General features: G+C 68.0%; 19 protein-coding genes. 13 read left to right on the forward strand and 6 right to left on the reverse strand.

Features of this window, described 5'->3' with window-relative positions; genetic code table 11:
• Window positions 1-1263, forward strand: coding sequence for an ABC transporter substrate-binding protein (locus FWJ24_RS09405; RefSeq protein ID WP_150287570.1), 1263 nt, complete (start codon window positions 1-3; stop codon window positions 1261-1263).
• A gap of 178 nt (window positions 1264-1441) precedes the next feature.
• A complete protein-coding gene (locus FWJ24_RS09410) occupies window positions 1442-3997 on the forward strand; it encodes an EAL domain-containing protein (protein ID WP_246155650.1) in 2556 nt (851 codons plus the stop codon).
• Between the two features lie 200 nt (window positions 3998-4197).
• Here the strand turns inward: FWJ24_RS09410 and flgH are convergent, their stop codons facing one another.
• The 4 genes from flgH to flgF are packed head-to-tail and all read right to left on the reverse strand — an operon-like array spanning window position 4198 to window position 7547.
• Window positions 4198-4968 (reverse strand): flagellar basal body L-ring protein FlgH, encoded by a 771-nt coding sequence (gene flgH / locus FWJ24_RS09415; RefSeq protein ID WP_150287572.1) that lies wholly within the window; start codon window positions 4966-4968, stop codon window positions 4198-4200.
• A gap of 22 nt (window positions 4969-4990) precedes the next feature.
• Window positions 4991-5974, reverse strand: coding sequence for a flagellar basal body P-ring formation chaperone FlgA (gene flgA, locus FWJ24_RS09420; protein ID WP_150287573.1), 984 nt, complete (start codon window positions 5972-5974; stop codon window positions 4991-4993).
• Window positions 5975-5985: 11 nt separating this feature from the next.
• Window positions 5986-6777: a flagellar basal-body rod protein FlgG gene (flgG, locus tag FWJ24_RS09425; protein WP_150287574.1), complete on the reverse strand. Its 792-nt coding sequence runs from the start codon at window positions 6775-6777 to the stop codon at window positions 5986-5988.
• A gap of 29 nt (window positions 6778-6806) precedes the next feature.
• Window positions 6807-7547 (reverse strand): flagellar basal-body rod protein FlgF, encoded by a 741-nt coding sequence (gene flgF, locus FWJ24_RS09430; protein WP_150287575.1) that lies wholly within the window; start codon window positions 7545-7547, stop codon window positions 6807-6809.
• Between the two features lie 335 nt (window positions 7548-7882).
• Here flgF and fliL point away from each other — a divergent pair, with 335 nt between their 5' ends.
• The 5 genes from fliL (at window position 7883) to FWJ24_RS09455 (ending at window position 14406) form a co-directional block, all read left to right on the forward strand.
• A complete protein-coding gene (gene fliL, locus FWJ24_RS09435; RefSeq protein ID WP_150287576.1) occupies window positions 7883-8395 on the forward strand; it encodes a flagellar basal body-associated protein FliL in 513 nt (170 codons plus the stop codon).
• Between the two features lie 42 nt (window positions 8396-8437).
• Window positions 8438-9577, forward strand: coding sequence for a flagellar motor switch protein FliM (fliM, locus tag FWJ24_RS09440; protein WP_150287577.1), 1140 nt, complete (start codon window positions 8438-8440; stop codon window positions 9575-9577).
• Between the two features lie 3 nt (window positions 9578-9580).
• Window positions 9581-10060 (forward strand): DUF6468 domain-containing protein, encoded by a 480-nt coding sequence (locus FWJ24_RS09445; RefSeq protein ID WP_150287578.1) that lies wholly within the window; start codon window positions 9581-9583, stop codon window positions 10058-10060.
• Window positions 10057-10878, forward strand: coding sequence for a MotE family protein (locus FWJ24_RS09450; RefSeq protein ID WP_150287579.1), 822 nt, complete (start codon window positions 10057-10059; stop codon window positions 10876-10878). The genes FWJ24_RS09445 and FWJ24_RS09450 overlap by 4 nt, the downstream gene beginning before the upstream one ends.
• Window positions 10879-10998: 120 nt before the next feature.
• The gene (locus tag FWJ24_RS09455) at window positions 10999-14406 is read left to right on the forward strand and encodes a hypothetical protein (protein ID WP_150287580.1); all 3408 of its coding nucleotides are present in this window, start codon (window positions 10999-11001) and stop codon (window positions 14404-14406) included.
• Window positions 14407-14434: 28 nt separating this feature from the next.
• On the opposite strand, the gene fliP is transcribed toward FWJ24_RS09455, so the two are convergent.
• Window positions 14435-15205 carry a flagellar type III secretion system pore protein FliP gene (gene fliP / locus FWJ24_RS09460; RefSeq protein WP_150287581.1) on the reverse strand — a complete coding sequence of 257 codons (771 nt, stop codon included), beginning with the start codon at window positions 15203-15205 and terminating at the stop codon, window positions 14435-14437.
• Window positions 15205-16389, reverse strand: a complete 1185-nt coding sequence (locus FWJ24_RS09465) for a hypothetical protein (RefSeq protein WP_150287582.1) — start codon at window positions 16387-16389, stop codon at window positions 15205-15207. The genes fliP and FWJ24_RS09465 overlap by 1 nt, the downstream gene beginning before the upstream one ends.
• 248 nt (window positions 16390-16637) lie before the next feature.
• Here FWJ24_RS09465 and FWJ24_RS09470 point away from each other — a divergent pair, with 248 nt between their 5' ends.
• Genes FWJ24_RS09470 through flhB form a run of 6 tightly spaced genes read left to right on the forward strand, consistent with a single transcriptional unit; the run spans window position 16638 to window position 20009 of the window.
• Window positions 16638-17069, forward strand: coding sequence for a flagellar basal body protein (locus FWJ24_RS09470; RefSeq protein WP_166443651.1), 432 nt, complete (start codon window positions 16638-16640; stop codon window positions 17067-17069).
• Window positions 17070-17080: 11 nt separating this feature from the next.
• The gene (gene flgC / locus FWJ24_RS09475) at window positions 17081-17491 is read left to right on the forward strand and encodes a flagellar basal body rod protein FlgC (RefSeq protein ID WP_150287584.1); all 411 of its coding nucleotides are present in this window, start codon (window positions 17081-17083) and stop codon (window positions 17489-17491) included.
• Between the two features lie 28 nt (window positions 17492-17519).
• Window positions 17520-17843 carry a flagellar hook-basal body complex protein FliE gene (gene fliE / locus FWJ24_RS09480; protein ID WP_246155641.1) on the forward strand — a complete coding sequence of 108 codons (324 nt, stop codon included), beginning with the start codon at window positions 17520-17522 and terminating at the stop codon, window positions 17841-17843.
• Entirely contained in the window at window positions 17843-18109 is a 267-nt protein-coding gene (fliQ, locus tag FWJ24_RS09485; protein WP_150287585.1) for a flagellar biosynthesis protein FliQ, read from the forward strand. Before fliE ends, fliQ begins: the two co-directional genes overlap by 1 nt.
• Before the next feature lie 56 nt (window positions 18110-18165).
• On the forward strand, window positions 18166-18939 hold the full coding sequence (fliR, locus tag FWJ24_RS09490; protein ID WP_150287586.1) for a flagellar biosynthetic protein FliR: 774 nt from the start codon (window positions 18166-18168) through the stop codon (window positions 18937-18939).
• Between the two features lie 2 nt (window positions 18940-18941).
• Window positions 18942-20009, forward strand: a complete 1068-nt coding sequence (flhB, locus tag FWJ24_RS09495) for a flagellar biosynthesis protein FlhB (protein ID WP_150287587.1) — start codon at window positions 18942-18944, stop codon at window positions 20007-20009.
• Window positions 20010-20091: the final 82 nt, after the last annotated feature.

Here is a 20091-nt window from a genome sequence, read left to right on the forward strand (position 1 = left end):
ATGCGCGCGCTTACCCGCAGATCCCTTCTCGTCTCGGCCGGCCTCGCAGGGCTCGCCGTGGGCCCGGCGCTCGGCCAGGCGGCGTCGCCGCTGCGGGGCGAAATCCTCGCCGTCGCGCCGGCCCAGCCGCCCGTGGCGCCGGAGCGGGAGCCCTATTGGGCCTGGTTCCGATATGCGCCCGCGATCCTGAAGACCTGGAGTTTCATCGCCGATCCGCAGGATCCGAACCGTGTGGTCGCCCGCCCGCTTCGCCTCGGTCTCGCTTCGCCGACGCGCCGGGTGCTCGTGGTCTATCCGCGCGCCTCGTCGGCCTATGACGTCTCGATCACCAAGATTCTCAAGGTGTTCGAGGACAAGCTGCTCGATGCCGAGGTCGTCGCCGTCAATTTCCGCAACGAAGAGGCGCGCGGCCGGGCGGCGATCGCCTATGCGGAACGCGAAGGCTTCGACCTCATCATGGCGATGGGCTCGGAATCGACCGCCTGGCTGTGGTCGAATTATCGCGGCGGCCGGCTTCCGGTGGTTTCGGTCTGCTCGAAGGATCCGGTGGTGCTCGGCCAGACGCCCTCCTACGATCAGGGTTCGGGGACGAATTTCGCCTTCACCTCGCTCAACATGCCGATGGACGTGCAGATGGCCTATGTGCAGGCGCTCAAGCCGCGCCTGCGCAATATCGGCGTGCTGGTCGATTCCAAGAATCTCAGCGCGGTCGAGACGCAATCCAAGCCGGTGATCGATTACGCCAAGAAGCGCGGCATCCGCGTCCTCGAACTGGCGGTGACCGACCCCGCCAACGCCCAGGCCGAACTCGCGCGGCTGGTGCCGGCCGCCGCGGCGCAGATGCAGCGCAACGATCCCGATCTCAAGAACTCGCTGTTCTGGCTCACGGGCTCGACCTCGGTCTTCCGGGAGATCGACACGATCAACCAGCATGCCGGGCGCATTCCGGTGATCTCGGTGGTGCCGGAGATCGTCAAGGAGGGCGACAGCACCGCGGCGATGTCGATCGGCATCTCGTTCGAATCGAACGCACATCTCGCGGCGGTCTACGCGGCGGAGATCCTCACCGAACGCGCCAGGGTGGACGCGCTCAAGGTGGGGGTGGTCTCGCCGCCGGATATCGCGATCAGCTTCCGCAAGGTGCGCGACATCGGCATGACGGTGCCATTGTCGATGTTCGAGGCGGCGGGCACGATCTACGACTACGAGGGCCGGGCCGTACGGATCGACGGCGCGACGGTCCAGCGCGTCCGGACGCATTGATCCGGGCCGTAACGGGGATGGGGAGGCGCGGCCGTGAAGGCCGCTGATTGGAAGCGATGGTGCAGTCCGGATTGGACATGGATGGCAATGCGGCGATCGAGATCGCCGGCGACACGCAGGACAGGCACCTCCGCCGGTCCGGGCCGGCTTCTCGCGCGCGCAGGCGGCCGTGCTCCGCATGGCGCTCGGCGGCGCGCCGATCGACGCGCTGTTCGAGCGTGCGGCCGGGGCGCTCGAGGCGCTGATCCCCGGCGCCGCCTGCCTCATCGAGCTTGCGCGCGGGCCTGGGGGCGACGGATTCCGCTCGGCGCGGCTGCTCGCCGGGCCGCTGACGATGCAGTTCGGCCTCGATGCGGAGCCCGTCTCCTGCCTGGCGCGCGCCTGCGCCGGCGCCGCCCCGATCACCGTGCAATCCTTCGCGCGCGATCATCAGATGCCGGAGCATGGCCTGCGCGCGATCGCGGCCGGGTATCACAGCGCCATCGCGCTGCCGCTCGTCGCCGACGGCGCCGAGACGCCGATGGGGGCGATGGCGATCTATTTCCCGCGCGAGAACGGGCCGGATACCGAGACGGTCGCCAAGATCGAGGCCTTTGCGACGATCCTGTCCGAATTGCCGGAACTGGTCTTCGCCCGCCGGCGCGGCGAGCGCGCCGATGCGCAATTCGCCGACCTCGCCGAGACCATTCCCGGCGTCGTCTACCAGCGCGTCGTGCGGCCGGACGGCGATATCCGCTACACCTACATCAATTCCGGCGCGAAGGATCTGTTCGGCGTCGATCCCGAGACCGTGCTGCGCGATCCGGAGGCGCTGTTCACGCATTTCAGCGCCGATTACCGCAAGACCTTCAAGCAGCGGCTGATGGCCGCCTCGCAGGAGTTGCGGACCTGGGATGTCGAGGCGCAGATCGTCCGCCCGGACGGCTCCACCCGCCATACGCATGCGATCGCCCATCCGCGCCGCGAGCCGGACGGATCCGTGGTCTGGACCGGCGTGATCCTCGATGCCACGCGCATGAAGCTCGCCGAGGCCGAGGCGCAGGAAACCGAGGCGCGGACCCGGCAGGCGATCGTCGAGAGCTTCTCGCAGGGGCTGCTGCTGTTCGATCACGACGGCAGGCTCGTCGTGCGCAATTCGAAATTCATCGAGATCAATCCGGGCCTCGAGACCGTCGCCGTGCCCGGCGCGCGCTATGTTGACGTGCTCAAGGCCGAACTCGACCCCAAACGGGCCGGGCACAACATCGAATCGGACGCGACCTTCGAGTTCTGCGAGCGGCTCGCCAAGCACAACAAGGGGCAGGGGATCGTCTTCGAGCGCCAGATCGCGGGCGACCGCTGGATCCTCATCAACGATCATCCGACCGAGACGGGCGGCAAGGTGGTGCTCTACACCGATGTCACCGAATTGAAGCGCCGCGAGCGCCAGATCGAGCATATCGCGCATCACGATGCGCTGACCGGGCTGCCCAACCGGGTGCTGTTCCGCAAGAAGCTCGAAGAAGTGCTCAGCCATGCCGAGATCGAGCAGCGGCCGGTGGCGGTGATGTTCGTCGATCTCGACCGGTTCAAAGCCGTGAACGACACGCTGGGCCACCCGGTGGGCGATGCGCTGCTTCAGGTCATCGGCCAGCGCATCCGGGACGCCTTGCGCGCCTCCGACGTGCCGGCAAGGCTCGGCGGCGACGAATTCGCGGTCATCCTGCCGCATGGCGCCAATACCGAGACGCTGACCTCGCTCGCCTGGCGGCTGATCGATGTCGTCAGCCGGCCGGTGGAGATCCGCGGCCATACGGTGGTCGTCGGGGCTTCGATCGGCATCGCCATCAGCGGCGAGGGCGGCTATTCGGCCGATTACCTGCTCAAGAGCGCCGATCTCGCGGTCTATCGCGCGAAATCCGACGGCAAGGGCACGTTCCGCTTCTTCGAGGCGGAGATGGATGCGGTGGCGCAGGAGCGGCGGGAACTGGAGATGGATCTCCGCGCCGCGATTCGGAACGGCGAACTCACGGTGTTCTACCAGCCGCAGGTCGATGTCTTCACCGCGCAGATCGTCGGCGCCGAGGCGCTGCTGCGCTGGAACCATCCGCGTCGCGGCGCGATTCCGCCCTCGCAATTCATCCCGCTCGCGGAGGAGACCGGGCTGATCGCCGAGATCGGGCCCATGGTGCTGTTCCAGGCCTGCCGCGATGCCGCCGCCTGGCCGCTGCCGGCGCGCGTGGCGGTGAATTGCTCGCCGGCGCAGTTCCAGAACGGCGATTTCGTGCGCCTGGTGCGCGAGGCGCTCGAGGAGACGGGGCTCCGGCCCTCGCGGCTCGAGATCGAGATCACGGAATCGATCCTGCTGCGCGATACCGACAAGAACCTCGCCATCCTGCACGGGCTCAAGGCGCTCGGCGTGCGCGTCTCGATGGATGATTTCGGCACCGGTTATTCCTCGCTCGGCAACCTGCGCTCGTTCCCGTTCGACAAGATCAAGATCGACCGTTCCTTCATCGCGGATCTCAAGAATTCGGTGGATGCGGCGGCGATCATCCGCGCGGTGGTGTCGCTCGGCCGCTCGCTCGGCATCACCACCACGGCGGAAGGGGTCGAGACCCGCGACCAGCTCACCTATCTGCGCGCCGAGGGCTGTGCCGAGGTGCAGGGCTTCTATTACAGCGAGGCGCGGCCGAATGCCGATATCCTCGCCATGCTCGCCGCCTCGCCGGACGGCGTGATCGTCCCGAAATAGCCCCGCCAACGCCAGAACCCCCGGATGCGCGAGGAGCGTCGATCCGGGGGTCCGTCTTCGGTTTCGCCGCCCGCGAAAGCGGGGGAGCGAGGGGCGCGCGAAACCGGCGCCCGCCGACCGGGCAGGTACGCGTCACGTCCGGGCCGGCGGGACGGGCCGTGCGCATGGAGTCGCGGGGCCCGATCGGGTTTCGGGCGGGATCAGAACGGCAGGACGATGTCGAGCACCTGCTGGCCGTAGCGCGGCTGCTGCACGTCGGTGATCTGGCCCCGGCCGCCATAGGCGATGCGCTGCTGGGCGATCTTGGTCGATTCGATGGTGTTGCCGGCCTCGATATCCTCCGGCCGCACCACGCCCGCGACGATCAGTTCGCGGACCTCGAAATTGACCCGCACCTCCTGCCGGCCCTCGATCACGAGATTGCCGTTCGGCAGCACCTGCGTCACCACGGCGGCGATGTCGGTTACGAGCTGCTCGGAGCGCTTGACGGTGCCTTCGCCCTTCGAGCTCGAGCTGGAGCCGAGATCGACGAGGCCCTTGCCGGTGGCGCCGCGGGCGAAGATCTTGTGCAGGCGATCCTCCTGGCCGAAGAAACCCTCGACATCCACGCCCTCGGCATTGGTGCGCTTGCGCTCGGTCGTGTTGTCGATCGCCGCCTTGTCGGTGATGCGGACGCGCACGGTGAGCAGGTCGCCGACCTGCTGCGCGCGCTGATCCTTGAAGAAGGCGCGGCTGCCGGTGCGCCAGAGCGAATTCGCCTGGTAGGCGACGGGTTTCGGCTCCGGCATCGGCATCTGCACCGGCTTGTAGCCGGGCTGGGCGGTGGGGTTCTCGATCGCCGAGAGTGCCGGCGCCTTGCCGACATTGGCGAGGCGGTCGAGCGAGCCGCAGGCCGAGAGGCCGAGCGCGGCGGTGCCGGCGAGGGCGAGGCGCAGCGCCGAACCGGCGGCGGGGGCGGAATGGGTGGGCATGACGGTGTTCCTTCTCGCGCGTTCAGCGCTGGGCCGGGCTCGCCGCCGGGCTCTTGGCTTCGGCGACATGGGGGATGTGCGGGGGCGGCGTCGTGATCGTCACCTGCTGGGAGCCGGTCACGATGCCCTCGATCGTCCGCTTGGACTGCGGGTTCTGGACGCGGATCGTGTCGCCCTTGGCGCCGCCGGCGAGGGCGCGGCCGCGCATCGAGAGGCTCAGCCCCTTCACCGAATAGGTCACGGTGACGATCTGGTTCTTCTCGACGAGGAGCGGCTTTGCCATGTCGGCGTTGCGGATCGGCTCGCCGGCGCGGAGCGCGCGCCGGGGGACGAGGCCCACCAGTTCGGCCCCATTGGCGATGATGTCGGAGGGCACCTGCGCGGCCGGGCGCCTCACCAGGGTCAGGTCCTTCGCCTGCACCGCGTCGCCGCGTTCGAGATCGGCCACGGGAACGGCGATCTCGCGGAACTCGGCCACCGAGCCGGTGACGAGCCAGGATTCGCTCTCGTCGGCGCTCGTCAGCCGTGCCTCGAAGCGGCCGGAGCGCGGATCGCGCTGGATCTGCGCGACGCGGATCGTGCCGGCGCGGCGCAGGTCGACGGTGCGCGCAGTGACGGTGTCGTCGAGCGTCACCTCGATCAGCACCGGGCCGCCCGCAGGGGCGAGGGCACGGGTGACGAGTTCCTGCATCTCGGCGCGGGCGACGGCCTTGCCGGGACGGATCACCGTCACGGCGCGGAACGGGGCGGGATCGATGTCCTCGATGCCGAGTTCGCGCGCGGCCTCGAGAATGCGATCGACGCGGATCGTGCCGCGCCCGCCCGGCGCCGGGGCGCCGAACAGCGCGATCTCGCCGCGCTGGTCGAGCCCCTCGACGAGATCGCCGAGCCGGATCGTATCGGCGTCGATCACGGCCTGGGGCCGGATCTTGGCCGGTGCGGCCAGCGCAGTCCCGGCCATAAGGCCGCAGACCAGCGCGCCGGAGAGAAGGAGGCGGAGTTTCATGGCGTGCCCCCTCAGCCGCGGAACATGCCGGAGGTCGCCTGCAGCATCTGGTCGGCGCCCTGGATGATCTTGGAATTCAGCTCGTAGGCGCGCTGCGCCTGGATCATCGCGGCGATCTCGGTCACCGCGTTGACGTTGGATTCCTCGAGATAGCCCTGCTGGATGTTGCCGAAGCCTTCCGAGCCGGGCGTGCCGTCGATCGCCTGCCCGGAGCCGGCCGTTTCGAGGAACAGGTTGTCGCCGATCGATTCGAGGCCGACCTTATTGATGAAGCGCGACATGGTGAGCTGGCCGATCTGCTGCGGCACCGTGTCGCCCGGCAGCAGCGCCGAGACCTGGCCCGTCTGGCTGATGGAGACGCTGGTGGCGTTGGGCGGGATGGTGATGCCGGGATCGACGACATAGCCTTCCTTGGTGGTGATGCGGCCTTGCGAATCGGTCTCGAAGCCGCCGTCGCGGGTATAGGCGGTGCGGCCGTCCGGAAGCTGGACGCGCAGGAAGCCCTCGCCGCGGATGGCGAGATCATAGGTGCGCTCGGTCTGCGTCACGTTGCCCTGGCTCATGATGCGCGGGGTCGCGACGACCTTGGTGCCCGAGCCGAAGAACAGGCCGGCGGGAACCTGGGTGTTCTGGTCGGAGGTCGGCGAGCCGGAGCGGCGGTGGTGATCGTAGAGCAGGTCCTGGAAATGGACCGTCTGGCGCTTGAAGCCGTTCGTGCGCATGTTCGCGACGTTGTTCGAGATGACCTCGACGTTCTTCTCCTGGGCAGACATGCCCGTGGCAGCGGTATAGAGGGCGCGCATGGCGGGGATTCCTTGTCCCTGGAATGGTGTCAGATCGGTTCGCCGAGCCGCTGGATCGCGGTCCGGCGGGTCTCGTCGGTGCGGCTGATGAGGCTCGCGATGGACTGGTACTGACGCGTGACTTCGATCATCCGGCTGATCTCGACGACCGGCCGGACGTTGGAACGCTCGATGAATCCGCTCTGCACGCGGGCATCGGTCGCGACCTGCGCCGGCTGCGTGCTCGCGAAGAGATTGGCGCCGGCGTTCTGGAGCGCCTGCGGGTTCTGGAACCGCACGATGCGCAGCCGGCCGCGCGAGCCGTTGGAGGAGGAGACCGTGCCGTCGCCGGTGATGGCGAGGTTGGTCTCGTCGCTGGAGAAGGTGACGGCGCCCTGCTCGCCGACGACGGGATGGCCGTCGGAGGTGACGAGCTGGCCCTGCGCGTTGACCATCATCGCGCCGTTGCGGGTATAGCGCTCGCCCTGCGGTGTCTGGACGACGAGCCAGGTATCGCCCGGAAGCGCGATGTCGAGCGGATTGCCGGTGCGCTCGAGCGTTCCGGTGGAGAGGTCGAGCGGCGTGCCGCGATCGACGACGAAGGACACGCGGCGGTCCGCCCCGCGCCGGAACGTATCGCCGGACGCGACCGGCATCTGGAATTCCCGGCTTTCGGCCGAGCGGCGCTTGAAGCCGTTGGTCGTGACGTTCGCGACATTGTTCGCGATGACGTCCATTTCGCGCCTGAGCGCCATCTGGCGCGACAGGGCGATGAGAAGAACGTTCTCCATGGAACGTACCCCTTTGCTCCTCGAATGATGGCCCGTTCTCCTCGCTCCCCAGCGCGAGACCGTTCCGATGCATTAACCAGAACAAGCGCCGTGCCAGCGCGGCGGGTTCATAAAAAGCGAGACAAATCAGTTCGCTGATCGAAATCTCCGCCTGCGAGGATCAGGGTCGAATTCGCCGGTCGGCAGAAATGATCGGGCAAATTTTGCCGCGCGGAGCGAAAACGAAAGTCTTCGTTAACCATGGTCGCGGCAACGTCGCTCTCGGGCAGGGCGAGCCGATTCCGGAACGTGCCGACCCGATTGTCTGATGCGAACGCGCGGAAATGGCGGGAACGATGGCGGCGACGACGGCGAATCCTGACGAGACCACCGAAATCACCGAAACCGGCGAAGAGGGCCAGCAGGCCCCCGGCGGCAGGAAGAAGCTCATCATCATCGGAGCCGCCGCGGCGCTGCTCCTCGCCGCGGCCGGCGGCGGCTACATGATGTTCGCCGGCAAGAAGGCCGAGGACGCCCAGTCCGCGGCCGCCAAGAAGAAGATGGTGTTCTTCGATCTGCCCGAGATCACCACCAATCTTGCGGCCCAGCCGGGGCAGGAGCGGCCGGTCTATCTGCGCCTCAAGGTCGCGCTCGAGCTCGAGGATCAGAAGATGATCGCCGAGATCACGCCGCTGCTGCCGCGGGTGATGGACAATTTCCAGATCTTCCTGCGCGAGCTTCGCCCGTCGGATCTCGAGGGGTCGGCCGGGCTCTACCGGCTGAAGGAGGAACTTGTCCGGCGCATCAACGCCGCGGTCTACCCCGCGCGCGTCGAGGCGGTCCTGTTCAAGGACGTGCTGGTGCAGTGATCGCCGCGATCGGGTGACCATCGGGCAAGTGAGGGACAGGACGTGGCTGATACGAACGACCAGACGCAGGACGATCTCGCCGACGAATGGGCCAAGGCGCTCGGCGAATCCGGGGATGTCGTCGCCGATGACGACAAGCGCCCCGTCGAGAAGGGGCTCGATCTCGATCTCGGCACCGGGCTCTTCCTCGATCAGGAGGAGGTCGACACGATCTTCGGGTTTGACCCCGAGGATGCGGACCAGTCCAAGCAGAACGGCGTGCGCGCGATCGTCGATTCGACGGTCGTCTCCTACGAGCGCCTGCCGATGCTCGAAATCGTCTTCGACCGGCTGGTCCGGACGCTGACGACGACGCTGCGCGGCTTCTTCTCGGACAATGTCGAGGTCAGCCTCGACGACGTGACCTCGGTGCGGTTCGGCGATTACGTCTCCTCGCTGCCGCTGCCGACTATCCTCTCGGTGTTCAAGGCCGAGCCCTGGGAGAATTACGGGCTCGTCACCATCGATTCCGACCTGATCTATCTGGTGATGGACGTGCTGCTCGGCGGCCGGCGCGGGCTCTCGAATTTCCGCATCGAGGGCCGCCCCTACACCACGGTCGAGGTGAGCCTCGTCAAACGGCTGCTCGACCTGGTGCTGAGCGAGGCGGAGCAGGCGTTCCAGCCGCTTTCGCCGGTGCGCTTCATCGCCGAGCGCATCGAGACCAATCCGCGCTTCGCCTCGATCACCCGGCCCGCCAACGCGGCGATCCTGATCGCGCTCGCGATCGATCTCGAGGGCCGGGGCGGGCGGGTCGAGCTCTTGCTGCCCTACGCGACGATCGAGCCGATCCGCGAGCTGCTCCTCCAGAGCTATATGGGCGAGAAGCTCGGCCGCGACACGATATGGGAAGGGCATCTCGCCTCCGAGATCTGGCAGGCGAAGCTCGATGTCGACGCGGTGCTGCACGAAACGCGCATGCCGGTGAAGCGGGTGCTCGACCTCAAGGTCGGCGATACCCTGGTCTTCGATGTGCGCGGCGATCCGCTCGTTTCCCTGCGTTGCGGCGAAATGCTTGTGACGCAAGGGAGAATCGGGAGAATAGGCGATTATATGGCGATCGAGGTCGCCAAGCCCCTCAAGCGGTCGAGAACGACCTTGCAAGCTTTCGAACAAGGCGCGTCTGTGCGTCGCGACAGGTGAGAGATGACGGGAAATCTGGGGTTGATCATCGAATTGATGGTCGTGGGGCTGCTGGTTGTCACCATTGGCTATTGTGTTGTGCTCGACCGGCGCCTGCGCGCCGTCCGGGCGGATGAGACCGTGATGCGCAAGACCGTGATCGAGCTTTCCGCAGCGACCGAGCGGGCCGAACGCGCGATCGACTCGCTGAAATCGACGCTCGGCGATTGCGACCGCACGCTGGCGGAACGGCTGCGGGTCGCCGAGCGATATGCCGCCGATCTCGAGGAGCAGATCAAGTCCGGCGACGACATCCTGAGCCGCATCGGCCGGATCGTCGCGGCGGCCCCCGAGCCGCAGCCGGCGGCGCCCGCCCCGGTCGCCCCCGAGGCGCCGCCGCGCGGCCTCTCGCGCATCAGTCAGACGCTGGCCCAGGCCCAGGCCCTCGCCGCCCAGGCGCAGGTCCGGGCCGGAGACGCGGCGCAGCGGGGCCATGTGGCATGACCAGGGTCCGGCTCCTCCCGGTGCTGGTCTTCGGGCTGGTGTCGTTCCTGACGCTGAAGCTCCTGACCATTGCCATGAATCTGCCGGATCGCCGGCAGGTGGCCTCGATCTCCGGGGATCCCTTCGCGCGGTCAATCACCCGGGCCCGCGAGGGGACGCCGGATGACCAGCTCATCACCGGCGCAACCGGAAAGAAGACGGAGAGCAAGCCGGCCGAATCCGCCGCCGCCGAGCCCAAGATGACCAAGGAAGAAGAGCAGAAGGCGCGCGAGGAATTGCTGGCGCGAATCGAGCGCGAAGGCACCCGCATCCCCGCTCCGGCCGGCGAGGCGGCTCCAGGCGTAGGCGTGAGCCCCGCCGAGAAGGCGCTGCTCGAAAAGCTGCGCAGCCGGCGCGGCGAGATCGAGGCGCGCGACCGCGAACTCGACCTGCGCGACAACCTGCTGAAACTCTCCGAGCGCAAGCTCGACGAGCGGATCGGCGAATTGCGCACGCTTGAGGGCCAACTCGGCGCCGCGTCCGGCAAGCAGGACGCCAAGACCCGCTACAAGCCGCTCGTCGTGATGTATGAGAGCATGAAGCCGAAGGAGGCCGCGCGCGTCTTCGACCGGCTCGACGTCAAGGTCCTGATGGATCTCGTCGGCCACATGAATCCGCGCAAGGTTTCCGAGATCATGGCGGCGATGGAGCCGGCTGCCGCCGAGAAGCTGACGCTAGCACTGGCGCGGGCGGCCGCCCAGGGCGACATGGCGGAGAACAGCGCGCCGCCGCAGCCCGACACCGAATTGCCGCGGCTTCCGGCGGCACCGCGGCGCTGAAGCGACAAGAGCATCTTGAAAAACCCGGCGGTCCGGCAAAGACCGCCGGGTGAGTTAAGCCGCCGTTAGGCATGCGGGTTTAGAGTCCGGCCCAGCATTCCCGTCGAATGGTCGGTTCCCGTGTCGCGTTTTCCTTCCGCAGCCCAGTTCCCGCGCCTCCGTTTTGTCCCGGCTCTGCTGGGGCTGCTGTTCCTCGCCCTGCTCGGCGTTCCGGCCGCGCAGGCCGCGACCAAGGGGACCGCAATCGGCTCCGAGATGCAGGGCTTCGGCCGTGTCGTCTTCAGTTTCGACCGCGAGATGCCGGCGCGTGTCCGGATGATGAACGCGGTGCTGATCGTCGAGTTCGACGAGCCCGTGACGATCGATCTCGAGAAGCTCGCGACCCAGCTTCCGCGCTATGTTTCCATCGCCCGCATGGATCCGGATGGCCGCTCGCTCCGTCTCGGCCTCACCGATCGCCTGAAGGCGGATCTCAAGCCGGCCGGCGAACGCCTCTATCTCGATCTGATGCCGTCGAAATGGCAGGGCATGCCGCCTCCGCTGCCGGCGGAGGTGGTGCAGGACCTCGTCCGCCGCGCCCGCCAGGCCGAGGATCAGATCCGCCGCCTGACGCGCGAGAACGACAAGGCCGTCAATCGCGAGCTGGATCTCCGCGTCGGCACGACGCCGCGCTTCCGGCGGGCGATCTTCGTCATGCCGCGCACCGCGCCGGTCGCCTTCGAGCAGAAGGATGGCGAGATGCGGCTGATCTTCGACGCGAATTTCCTCATCACCGAGGAGCTGATTCGCTCGCGGCTCGCCGGGCTCGTTCGCGAGGTTGAGGTTCAGCCCGGCGAGGAGAGCCTGCGCATCATGATGCGGGCGGAGAGCGGCTTCACCGTGCGTGGCTTTCGCGAGGATGATTCCTTCACGCTCGATTTCGCCCGCGCCGATGGCGGGCCGATCGAAGGCGAACCCGGTACGCCGCCCGCCAAGGCGGAGGATGGATCGCGCCGCGGCGAGGCTTCGCAGGCCGCGGCGCGGCCCGCTACTGCGGCGGTGCCGCTCGACACGCTCGTTCCCACCGGCCGGGCGATCGAGGCGCGGCTCGAGGCGGGGCTGGATCCAGACGGATTCGCGCTTCGCCTCGCCCATCTCGGCGCGACGCCGGTGGCGATGGTCCAGCGCGGCCGCGAATTGCTGATCCTGCTCGAAACCGGCGATTCGCTGAACAGGCCGGAGCTTCCCGAGGCGCTGAACGGCCGGCTGGAGGGCCTCTCGATCACCCGGCTGCGCACGGCCTCGCTGATCCGCCTGACGCCGCGGGGGGAGGGACAATTCTGGCTGCGGCGGGAGGAGGAAGATCTCATCCTCCAGCACGGCCGCGGCATGGGCGCGGATGGTTTCGCCGGCGCGGGCATCGTCATCCGCCGCGCCTTCGACGGCAATGGCCGCGAATCCCTGGCCGCCATCGTCGGGCCGAAGGGCGCGCTGCATGTGATCGAGGATCCGACGTCCGGCCAGCGCCTGGCGCTGGTTCCGGTGCCGCGCGCCGAATCGCTCAGCCCCAAGCCGCAGGTATTCGCGGAATTCACGATCGAGCCGACGCTTGCCGGTTTTGCGGTGCTACCGATCGACGAGGCAGTGACGCTGAAGCGCGAGGGCGAGCAACTGCTGATCGGCCACGAGATCAAGCTCACCCTGTCGAACCTGCCGGCGGAGACGGCGGAGACGCCCCGGGCGCGCCAGCCGCTCATCCTCGATACCCGGCTCTGGCTGGAGGACAGCCGCGGCCCGATCCGGCAGACGGAGCGCGTGCTGTTCCTCGCCGCGGCCGAGTCCCCGCGCGTGACGCGCAGCGATGCCCGCCTCCGGCTCGCGCGCTTCTATCTCGCCAACGGCTTCGATGCCGAGGCCTCGGCGGTGCTGGAGGCGATCGCGGTCGACGATCAGCAGGCGGCGCAGACCAAGACGATGGTCTTTCATCGCGCGCTGGCGGCGGCGATGATGGGGCGTCTCGTCGATGCCGGCCGGTTCCTCGCCGATCCGGCCATCGCCCTCGACGACGAACAGAAGCTCATCCAGGCCGTGGTCGATGCCAAGGCGATGCGCTATCCGCAGGCGCTGGCGCAGTTCCGTCAGGCGCTCGGCGCCCTCGACCAATATCCCGAACCCTTGCAGGTGCAGTTCCGCCGGCTCGCGATCGAGGCGGCGATCGAGGCCGGCGACCCCGTCTTCGCGCGCGATCAGATCCTTGCCTTCGAGCGTGTCGATACGCGCTATCGCGACCCCCATACCCAGCAATTGCTGGCCGGGCGGCTCGCCGAGATGCAGGGGCGCTTCGCGGAGGCCTATGCCGCCTATTCGCTCGCGGCGCAATCGCGCGACCGGCGGATCGAGGCCGAGGCCCGATTCGGCCGCGCCACGGCCGGGCTCGCGGAGGCCAAGATATCGCCCGAGGATGCCCGCGCCGAGTTCGAGACGCTGACCGCGATCTGGCGCCGGAGCGAGACCGAGGTGAAGGCGCTCGAACGCCTCGGCGAGATCTATGCCGGCGAGGGGCGCTGGCGTGAGGCCTTCCTCGCCACCCAGCGCGCGACGGCCATCATGCCCGAGCACCCGGCGACGCGGCGGCTCGAGGAGACGATGGGCCGGCGGTTCGAGAACCTGTTCCTCGATCAGGAGGCGGCGAAGCTCTCCAAGGTCGAATCCCTGGCGCTCTATCAGGAATTCCGCCAGCTCATGCCGGCCGGCCGGCGCGGGGATGCCATCGCCCGCCGCCTTGCGGACCGGCTCTACGATCTCGACCTTGCGGGTGAGGCGGCGGAGATCCTCGAGCATCAGGTCAAGCACCGGCTCGAAGGCGTGGCGCGCGCTTCCGTGGCGACCCGGCTCGCGCTGATGCATCTCGAAGCGCGCAAGCCGGTCGAGGCGCTGTCTGCGCTGCGCAGCACGCGGCTCGCCAGCATGCCGGCGGAGCTGCGCCGGGCCCGCACGCTGGTCGAGGCGCGCGCGCTGGGCGAACTCTACCGCACCGATCTCGCGATCGAGGTGCTCGCCAACGAGAGTGGCGACGATGTCGACCGGCTGCGGGCGGATATCTTCTGGAAGGGCAAGAAATGGCGCGAGGCCGGCGAATCCTACGAGCGCGTGCTCGGGGATGCCTGGCAGGGTGAGGCCATGCTCACTGAAGGCCAGCGGCTCGACGCACTGCGTGCCGGGCTCGCCTATGTGCTCGCCGAGGAGAAGCTGTCGCTCGACCGTCTGCGCGGCCGCTACCTCGCCAAGATGGCCAAGACCGAAGATGCCGGGGCGTTCAACCTGATCACCCGCGATCAATACAGCCGTCCGCAGGCTTTCCGCGATGTCGCGCGCTCGGTCGTCAATGCCGACACGATGACGGAATTCCTCGCCGCCTATCGTCGCCGCTACCCCGATCAGGCGGGAACGGCGCGGCCGGTGCGCAGCGCCGGACAGGAGCGGCAATCGGCGCTCGAAAGCCCGGACGCGGCGGCGCGCCCGAGCCAGGGCCTGCCCGGCGCCGGCTGAAGCGCTTCGCGCCCGGGCAGGTAGGGCGCTATCCGGCTCCGAAGCTCTGCACGAGCGAGGCGGTCACCAGCCGCCAGCCGTCGACAAGCACGAAGAAGATCAGCTTGAACGGCAAAGCCACCGTGATCGGCGGCACCATCATCATGCCCATCGAGATCAGGATCGACGACACGACAAGGTCGATGATCAGGAAGGGCAGGAAGAGCAGGAAGCCGATCTCGAAGGCGCGGCGCAATTCGGAGATCATGAAGGCCGGCACAAGGCTCGTGAGCGGCGTCGCCTCCGGGGTTTCCGGGCGCGGCGCGCGCGAGAGATCCAGGAACAATTCGAGATCCGTCGGCCGCACATGCCGGAGCATGAAGACCTTGAAGGGCTGCGCGGCGCGGTCGAACGCCTCCATCTCGCGGATCTCGCCGGCGACCAGCGGCCGGATCCCCGATTCATAGGAGGCCTGGAAGGTCGGTGCCATGATGAAGGCAGTGAGGAACAGCGCCAGCCCGGTCAGCACCGTGGTCGGCGGCGCGGTCTGCGTGCCGATCGCGGTGCGCAGCAGCGACAGGACCACGACGATCCGGGTGAAGGACGTCACCATGATCAGGATCGAGGGCGCGAGCGACAGGATCGTGAGCAGCGCGACAAGCTGAAGCGCACGCTCGGTCAGCCCGGTTCCTTGGCCGAGATTGATCGAGATATCTTGGGCGAGGGCGGGCGAGGCGGCGAGGATGCCGGCCGCGGCGAGGCCGGCCAGGCACAGCGCCGGCGCGCCGCCTCGCCAGCGGAAAGGGAACGGCGCGCGCATCACTGGCCGGATTTCGGCGGCGCGGCGGGGCGGCCGAGGAGGCGGGCCATCTCCTCCTCGAGCATGTCCATCTCGGAGCCGGGCGGCGGCGCGGCCGGCCGCGCGGTCGTGGTGGATGGCGCGGCGAGGGGCGGCGGGGGAGCCGGTGGTTCGGGCGGGAGGGGCGGGACAGGCGGTGCCGCGGGCGCCGGCATCGGGCGCTGCGGCATGCTCGAAACCGGCGGGACCGGCGGAATCGGCTTGTTGAAGGGCGGGCGCAGCGTGCCCGACATCGGCTTTGCCAGCACCTCGTTGAGGCGTCGCGCCATCTCGCTCATCGGTTCGGTGCGGGGCACCTCGGTGCGCGGAGGCTCGGCGCGCGGTGCCGAAGGCGGCGGAACCGGCGGAGCGGCCGGCATCGGCATGCGGGCGCCGGCGGGCGCCGGGGATTGCGGTGCGGGTGCCTGCGGCGCTGAGGACGGCGGGGTCTGGAGCGGCGGAGCGGGCTGGGACGGCGCGGGCCGTTGCGGTGCGGGAGGCTGGGCGGGCGCCGTTGCCTGACGCTGCGGAAGATCCTGCCGCGAGGGAACATCCTGACGGGGGGGCGCTTCCTGGCGTTGCGCAACCTGCTGCTGCATCGCGCTCAGCGCGCGCTCGAATTCGTCGTCGAGCCGCGGGGTGGACGGCACCTGCGTGACGGAGGGCGCCGTGCCGCGCGCTGCGGCCACAGGGGGCGGCGGGACGGGCGCGACCACCGGCCGGACGACGGCCGGCGTCGGTGCGGCCTGGGCGGCCGGCGACGGGGCTTCTCCCGTCAGCGCGGCTTCGGCCGCCTGGATGGCGTCGGGCTCGAGCGCGCGGGCGCTGGTGCGTTCGCGGAAGGCGCGCTCGCCGCGCACGATATTCTGCTCGACCACGACATCGTTCGGCCCGCCGATCAGGATCAGGTGCTCGACATTGTCGCGGCGGATGATCACTAGCTTGCGGCCGTCGCGGTCGAGGGTGAAGGCGTCGGTGATGGCGAGGCGCTGCGGCCTTCCGCCGCGTGCGGAGGAGCCGGAGAGGTTGAGCGTCGGGCGCAGGGTGCGAATCAGCCAGGTCGCGAGCGCAAGCACGACAACGAGCAGCAGGACCGCGAGGCCGATCCAGAGCATCAGCGCGCCGGTGCTCTCGCCCAATCCGAGCTTTTCGATCAGGTTTTGCATCCGTTCTCCCACAGATACAGCGGCTCTGGCCGTGCGAAGCCGAGCCTGCCATCCCGCCTGTCTTCCTACCACGGCGCGCCGCGTTCAACGGCGGAAATAGGTTAATCACAGTTAACGTTCCGCGCGAAGCTGCGCCAAACCCGAACAAAACGGCCCGCGCCGCCATCCGGGTTAACTCGGCCTTAACCATGAATGCGGCAAGAATTGCCGCGAGAAAGCCCAGAAGGGCCGGAATTGCCGAGGTCTTCATGATTCATGATCTGCCGACTTTTGCCGCATTGCGCGACCGCATGAAGTTCCTCCAGGCGCGCCAGCGCGTGCTGGCGCAGAATGTCGCGAATGCCGACACGCCGCGCTACCGGCCACAGGATATCCGCCAGCTCGGCATCGATCCGGCCTCGCGCGGCGCGGACCAGACCCGGCGGGCCGGCCCCGGCGGCGTTTCCGCCGCCGGCATCACGCTCGCGGCGACCGATCCCGCCCATCTGCGCGCGGGCGGCGCCAGCGGCGTCGAGACGGAGCGCGGCGCGAGCTACGAGACCCGGCCCTCCGGCAATGCCGTCGATCTCGAGAACGAGATGCTGAAGGTTTCGCAGAACCAGATCGATTTCCAGACCGCAGCAAACATCTACCAGCGCGGGCTTGCCACGCTGAAGATGGCGCTGGGTCGCCGGGCCTGAGGGGAAGAGCCATGGATTTCTTCAAGTCGCTCGCCGTCGCCGCGTCGGGGCTTCGCGCCCAGGCCGGCCGCATGCGGGTCATTTCCGAGAATATCGCGAATGCGGACACGCTGCCGACGCAGCGCGGCGGCGATCCCTACCGGCGCAAGGTCGTGACCTTCGAGAGGAGCCTCGACCGCGCGATGGATGTGCAGACGGTACAGCTCGGCCGCATTCGCCGCGACCGCAGCGATTTCAAGCAGGTCTACGAACCCGGCCATCCGCTGGCCAACGCCCAGGGCTATCTCCAGAAGCCGAATGTCGATCCGCTGATCGAGTCGATCGACCTGCGCGAGGCTCAGCGGTCCTACGAGGCCAATCTCAACGTCATCACCACCACCCGCCGCATGCTGGCGCGCACGCTCGATATCCTGCGCGCCTGATCCTGACGAATCGCTTATGGAGAAGGCCATGAAGACGACGATGACTCCCGGGCTCGCCGCCGGCGCCTATGCCCTCACCCAGAAGATGTCCTCCAATCCCTCGGCGCTGGTCGCCAAGCAGGGCGAGAAGGGCAATTCCTTCGCCGATGTGCTCGAGGCGACGGTCGGCCGTGCGCATGATGCCGGCAAGAAATCCGACGCGCTGGCGATGCGCGCCGCCTCGGCCCAGCCGACCGACCTCGTCGAGGTCGTCACCGCTGTTGCCGAGAGCGAGGCTGCGATCGAATCGCTTGTCGCCGTGCGCGACCGGGTAGTGGCTGCCTATGAGGAAATCATGAGGATGCCGATCTGATGGGCGGGCCGGAGCTGGTCGAGATCGCGCGCGACGGCATCGTCACCTTTTTCAAGGTGGGGATGCCGGTGATGGTGATCGGGCTGCTCGTCGGCGTCCTCATATCGCTGTTCCAAGCGCTGACGCAGATCCAGGAACAGACGCTCGTCTATGTGCCGAAGGTCGCTGCGATCTTCGGCTCGCTGCTGTTGTTGCTCCCGTTCATGGCGGATGCGATGGCGACCTACATGACCCGCATTGCCGAGCGCATCGCCGCCGGCGGCTAGCGCGGCTGGCGGGTCCGCGCGTATCGCCGCCGGCCCGAATCGGCGAAGATCGCGCCATGAGCTTCAGCGTCCTGCCCGAATTCGCTCTGGCCTTCATGCTCGTCTTCGCGCGCGTGGGGACAATGATGATGCTCGTCCCCGGCCTTGGCGAGCGGACGACGCCGATGCGCATCCGCCTCACGCTGGCGATTCTCGTCGCGCTGGTGATGATGCCGCTGGTGCGGCCGGATCTGCCGAAATCGCTCGCGAATCTGCCGGCGATCGCCAATCTGCTGCTCGTCGAGCTGATGATCGGGTTCACATTCGGGCTCGCGAGCCGGTTTCTGATGTCGAGCCTGCAACTCGCCGGTGTCATCATCGCCAACCAGATGGGGCTCGCCTTCACGATGTCGATCAATCCGGCGGGCGGCGATCAGGGCCAATCGGTGGCGCTCGCCACCTTCCTGAGCCTGCTCGGCATCTCGCTCATCCTCGCGGCGGAACTCCACCATGTCGCGCTGATGGGCATCGCCGATTCCTACCGCACGCTGGCGCCGGGCCAGGCGCCGGCCTCGGGGGACGCCGCGCAACTCGCGGTGATGGTCGCGCAATCGGCCTTCGCGACCGGGGTGCAGATCTCGGCGCCCTTCCTGGTCTTCGGGCTCGTGTTCAATGTCGGGCTCGGCATCCTGTCGCGGATGATGCCGCAATTGCAGGTGTTTTTCCTCGCGCTTCCGGCCTCCATCCTGCTCGGCACGGTCGTGCTGATCATCGTACTGTCGCTGATGATGGACAGTTTCATGACGCATGTCGTGCGCGTGTTTCGCGAGCTTTTTCCGGGGCTGGGCTGAGCATGGCCGACGATACCGATCAGGAAGACAAGACCGAAGACCCGACCGACCGCCGCATCGAGCAGGCGATCGAGCGCGGCGACGTGCCGAAGAGCATGGAGGCTGCGACCTTCCTCGCGCTCGCGGCGGGGATGCTCGCGCTGTTCATCACCACGACCGTCGGGCTTGACGGGTTCATGACCGGCCTGCGCAGGTTCTTCGAGCATGCGCATACGCTGCCGCTCGATCCGCGCAGCCTGATGAACCTTGCCGGCAAGGCGCTGTGGACGATTGCGCTCGTCGTCGGGATTCCGTTCCTGTTTGCGCTCGCGGCGGGCATCGCCTCCGGCCTGCTGATGCATCGCCCGCTCTGGACGACCGAGCCGATGATGCCGAAATTCAACCGCATCTCGCCGCTTGCGGGGTTCAAGCGCGTTTTCGGCCGTGAAGCGCTGATCCAGTTCCTGAAGAGCCTGATCAAGTTCACGCTGGTCGGCGTCGTGATGTTCTACGTGCTCTGGCCGGAGCGGCGCCAGATGAACCGGCTCATCCAGCTCGATCCGGCGCTGCTGCTCGACGAATCCGCCGCGCTGACCTTCAAGCTCATCGGCGGGGTGCTGATGGTCTATGCCTTCGTGGCGGCGGCGGACATCCTCTACCAGCGCTTCTCCTGGCGGCAACGCCTGAAGATGACGCGCGAGGAGATGAAGCAGGAATTCAAGGAAACCGAGGGCAGCCCCGAGATCAAGGCGCGCATCCGCAAATTGCGCGTCGAGGTGCTCAAGCGCCGCATGATGGCCAATGTGCCGAAGGCTTCGCTCGTGCTCACCAACCCGACCCATTACGCGGTGGCGCTGCAATACAAGCCCGGCATGAACGCGCCGGTCCTGCTCGCCAAGGGCGTCGATTCGCTGGCCATGCGCATCCGCGCGATCGCGACCGAGCACGACATCCCCATCGTCGAGAATCCGCCGCTCGCCCGGGCGCTGCACGCGCGTGTTGAAATCGACCAAGAAATCCCCGAAGAGCATTACAAGGCTGTCGCGGAGGTCATCGGATACGTGATGCGCTTGCGGCAGCGGGCGTTCTGATCGGGAAGGGGCCGGCGCCGGGCTGCATGCGGCGTGGGGCGCGGGGTGCCCGCTCCAGGGCGCGTCGCCCCGGATCTGGCCG

Origin of the sequence: Rhabdaerophilum calidifontis (assembly GCF_008641065.1) — a bacterium.
Taxonomy (GTDB): Bacteria; Pseudomonadota; Alphaproteobacteria; order Rhizobiales; family Beijerinckiaceae; genus Rhabdaerophilum; species Rhabdaerophilum calidifontis.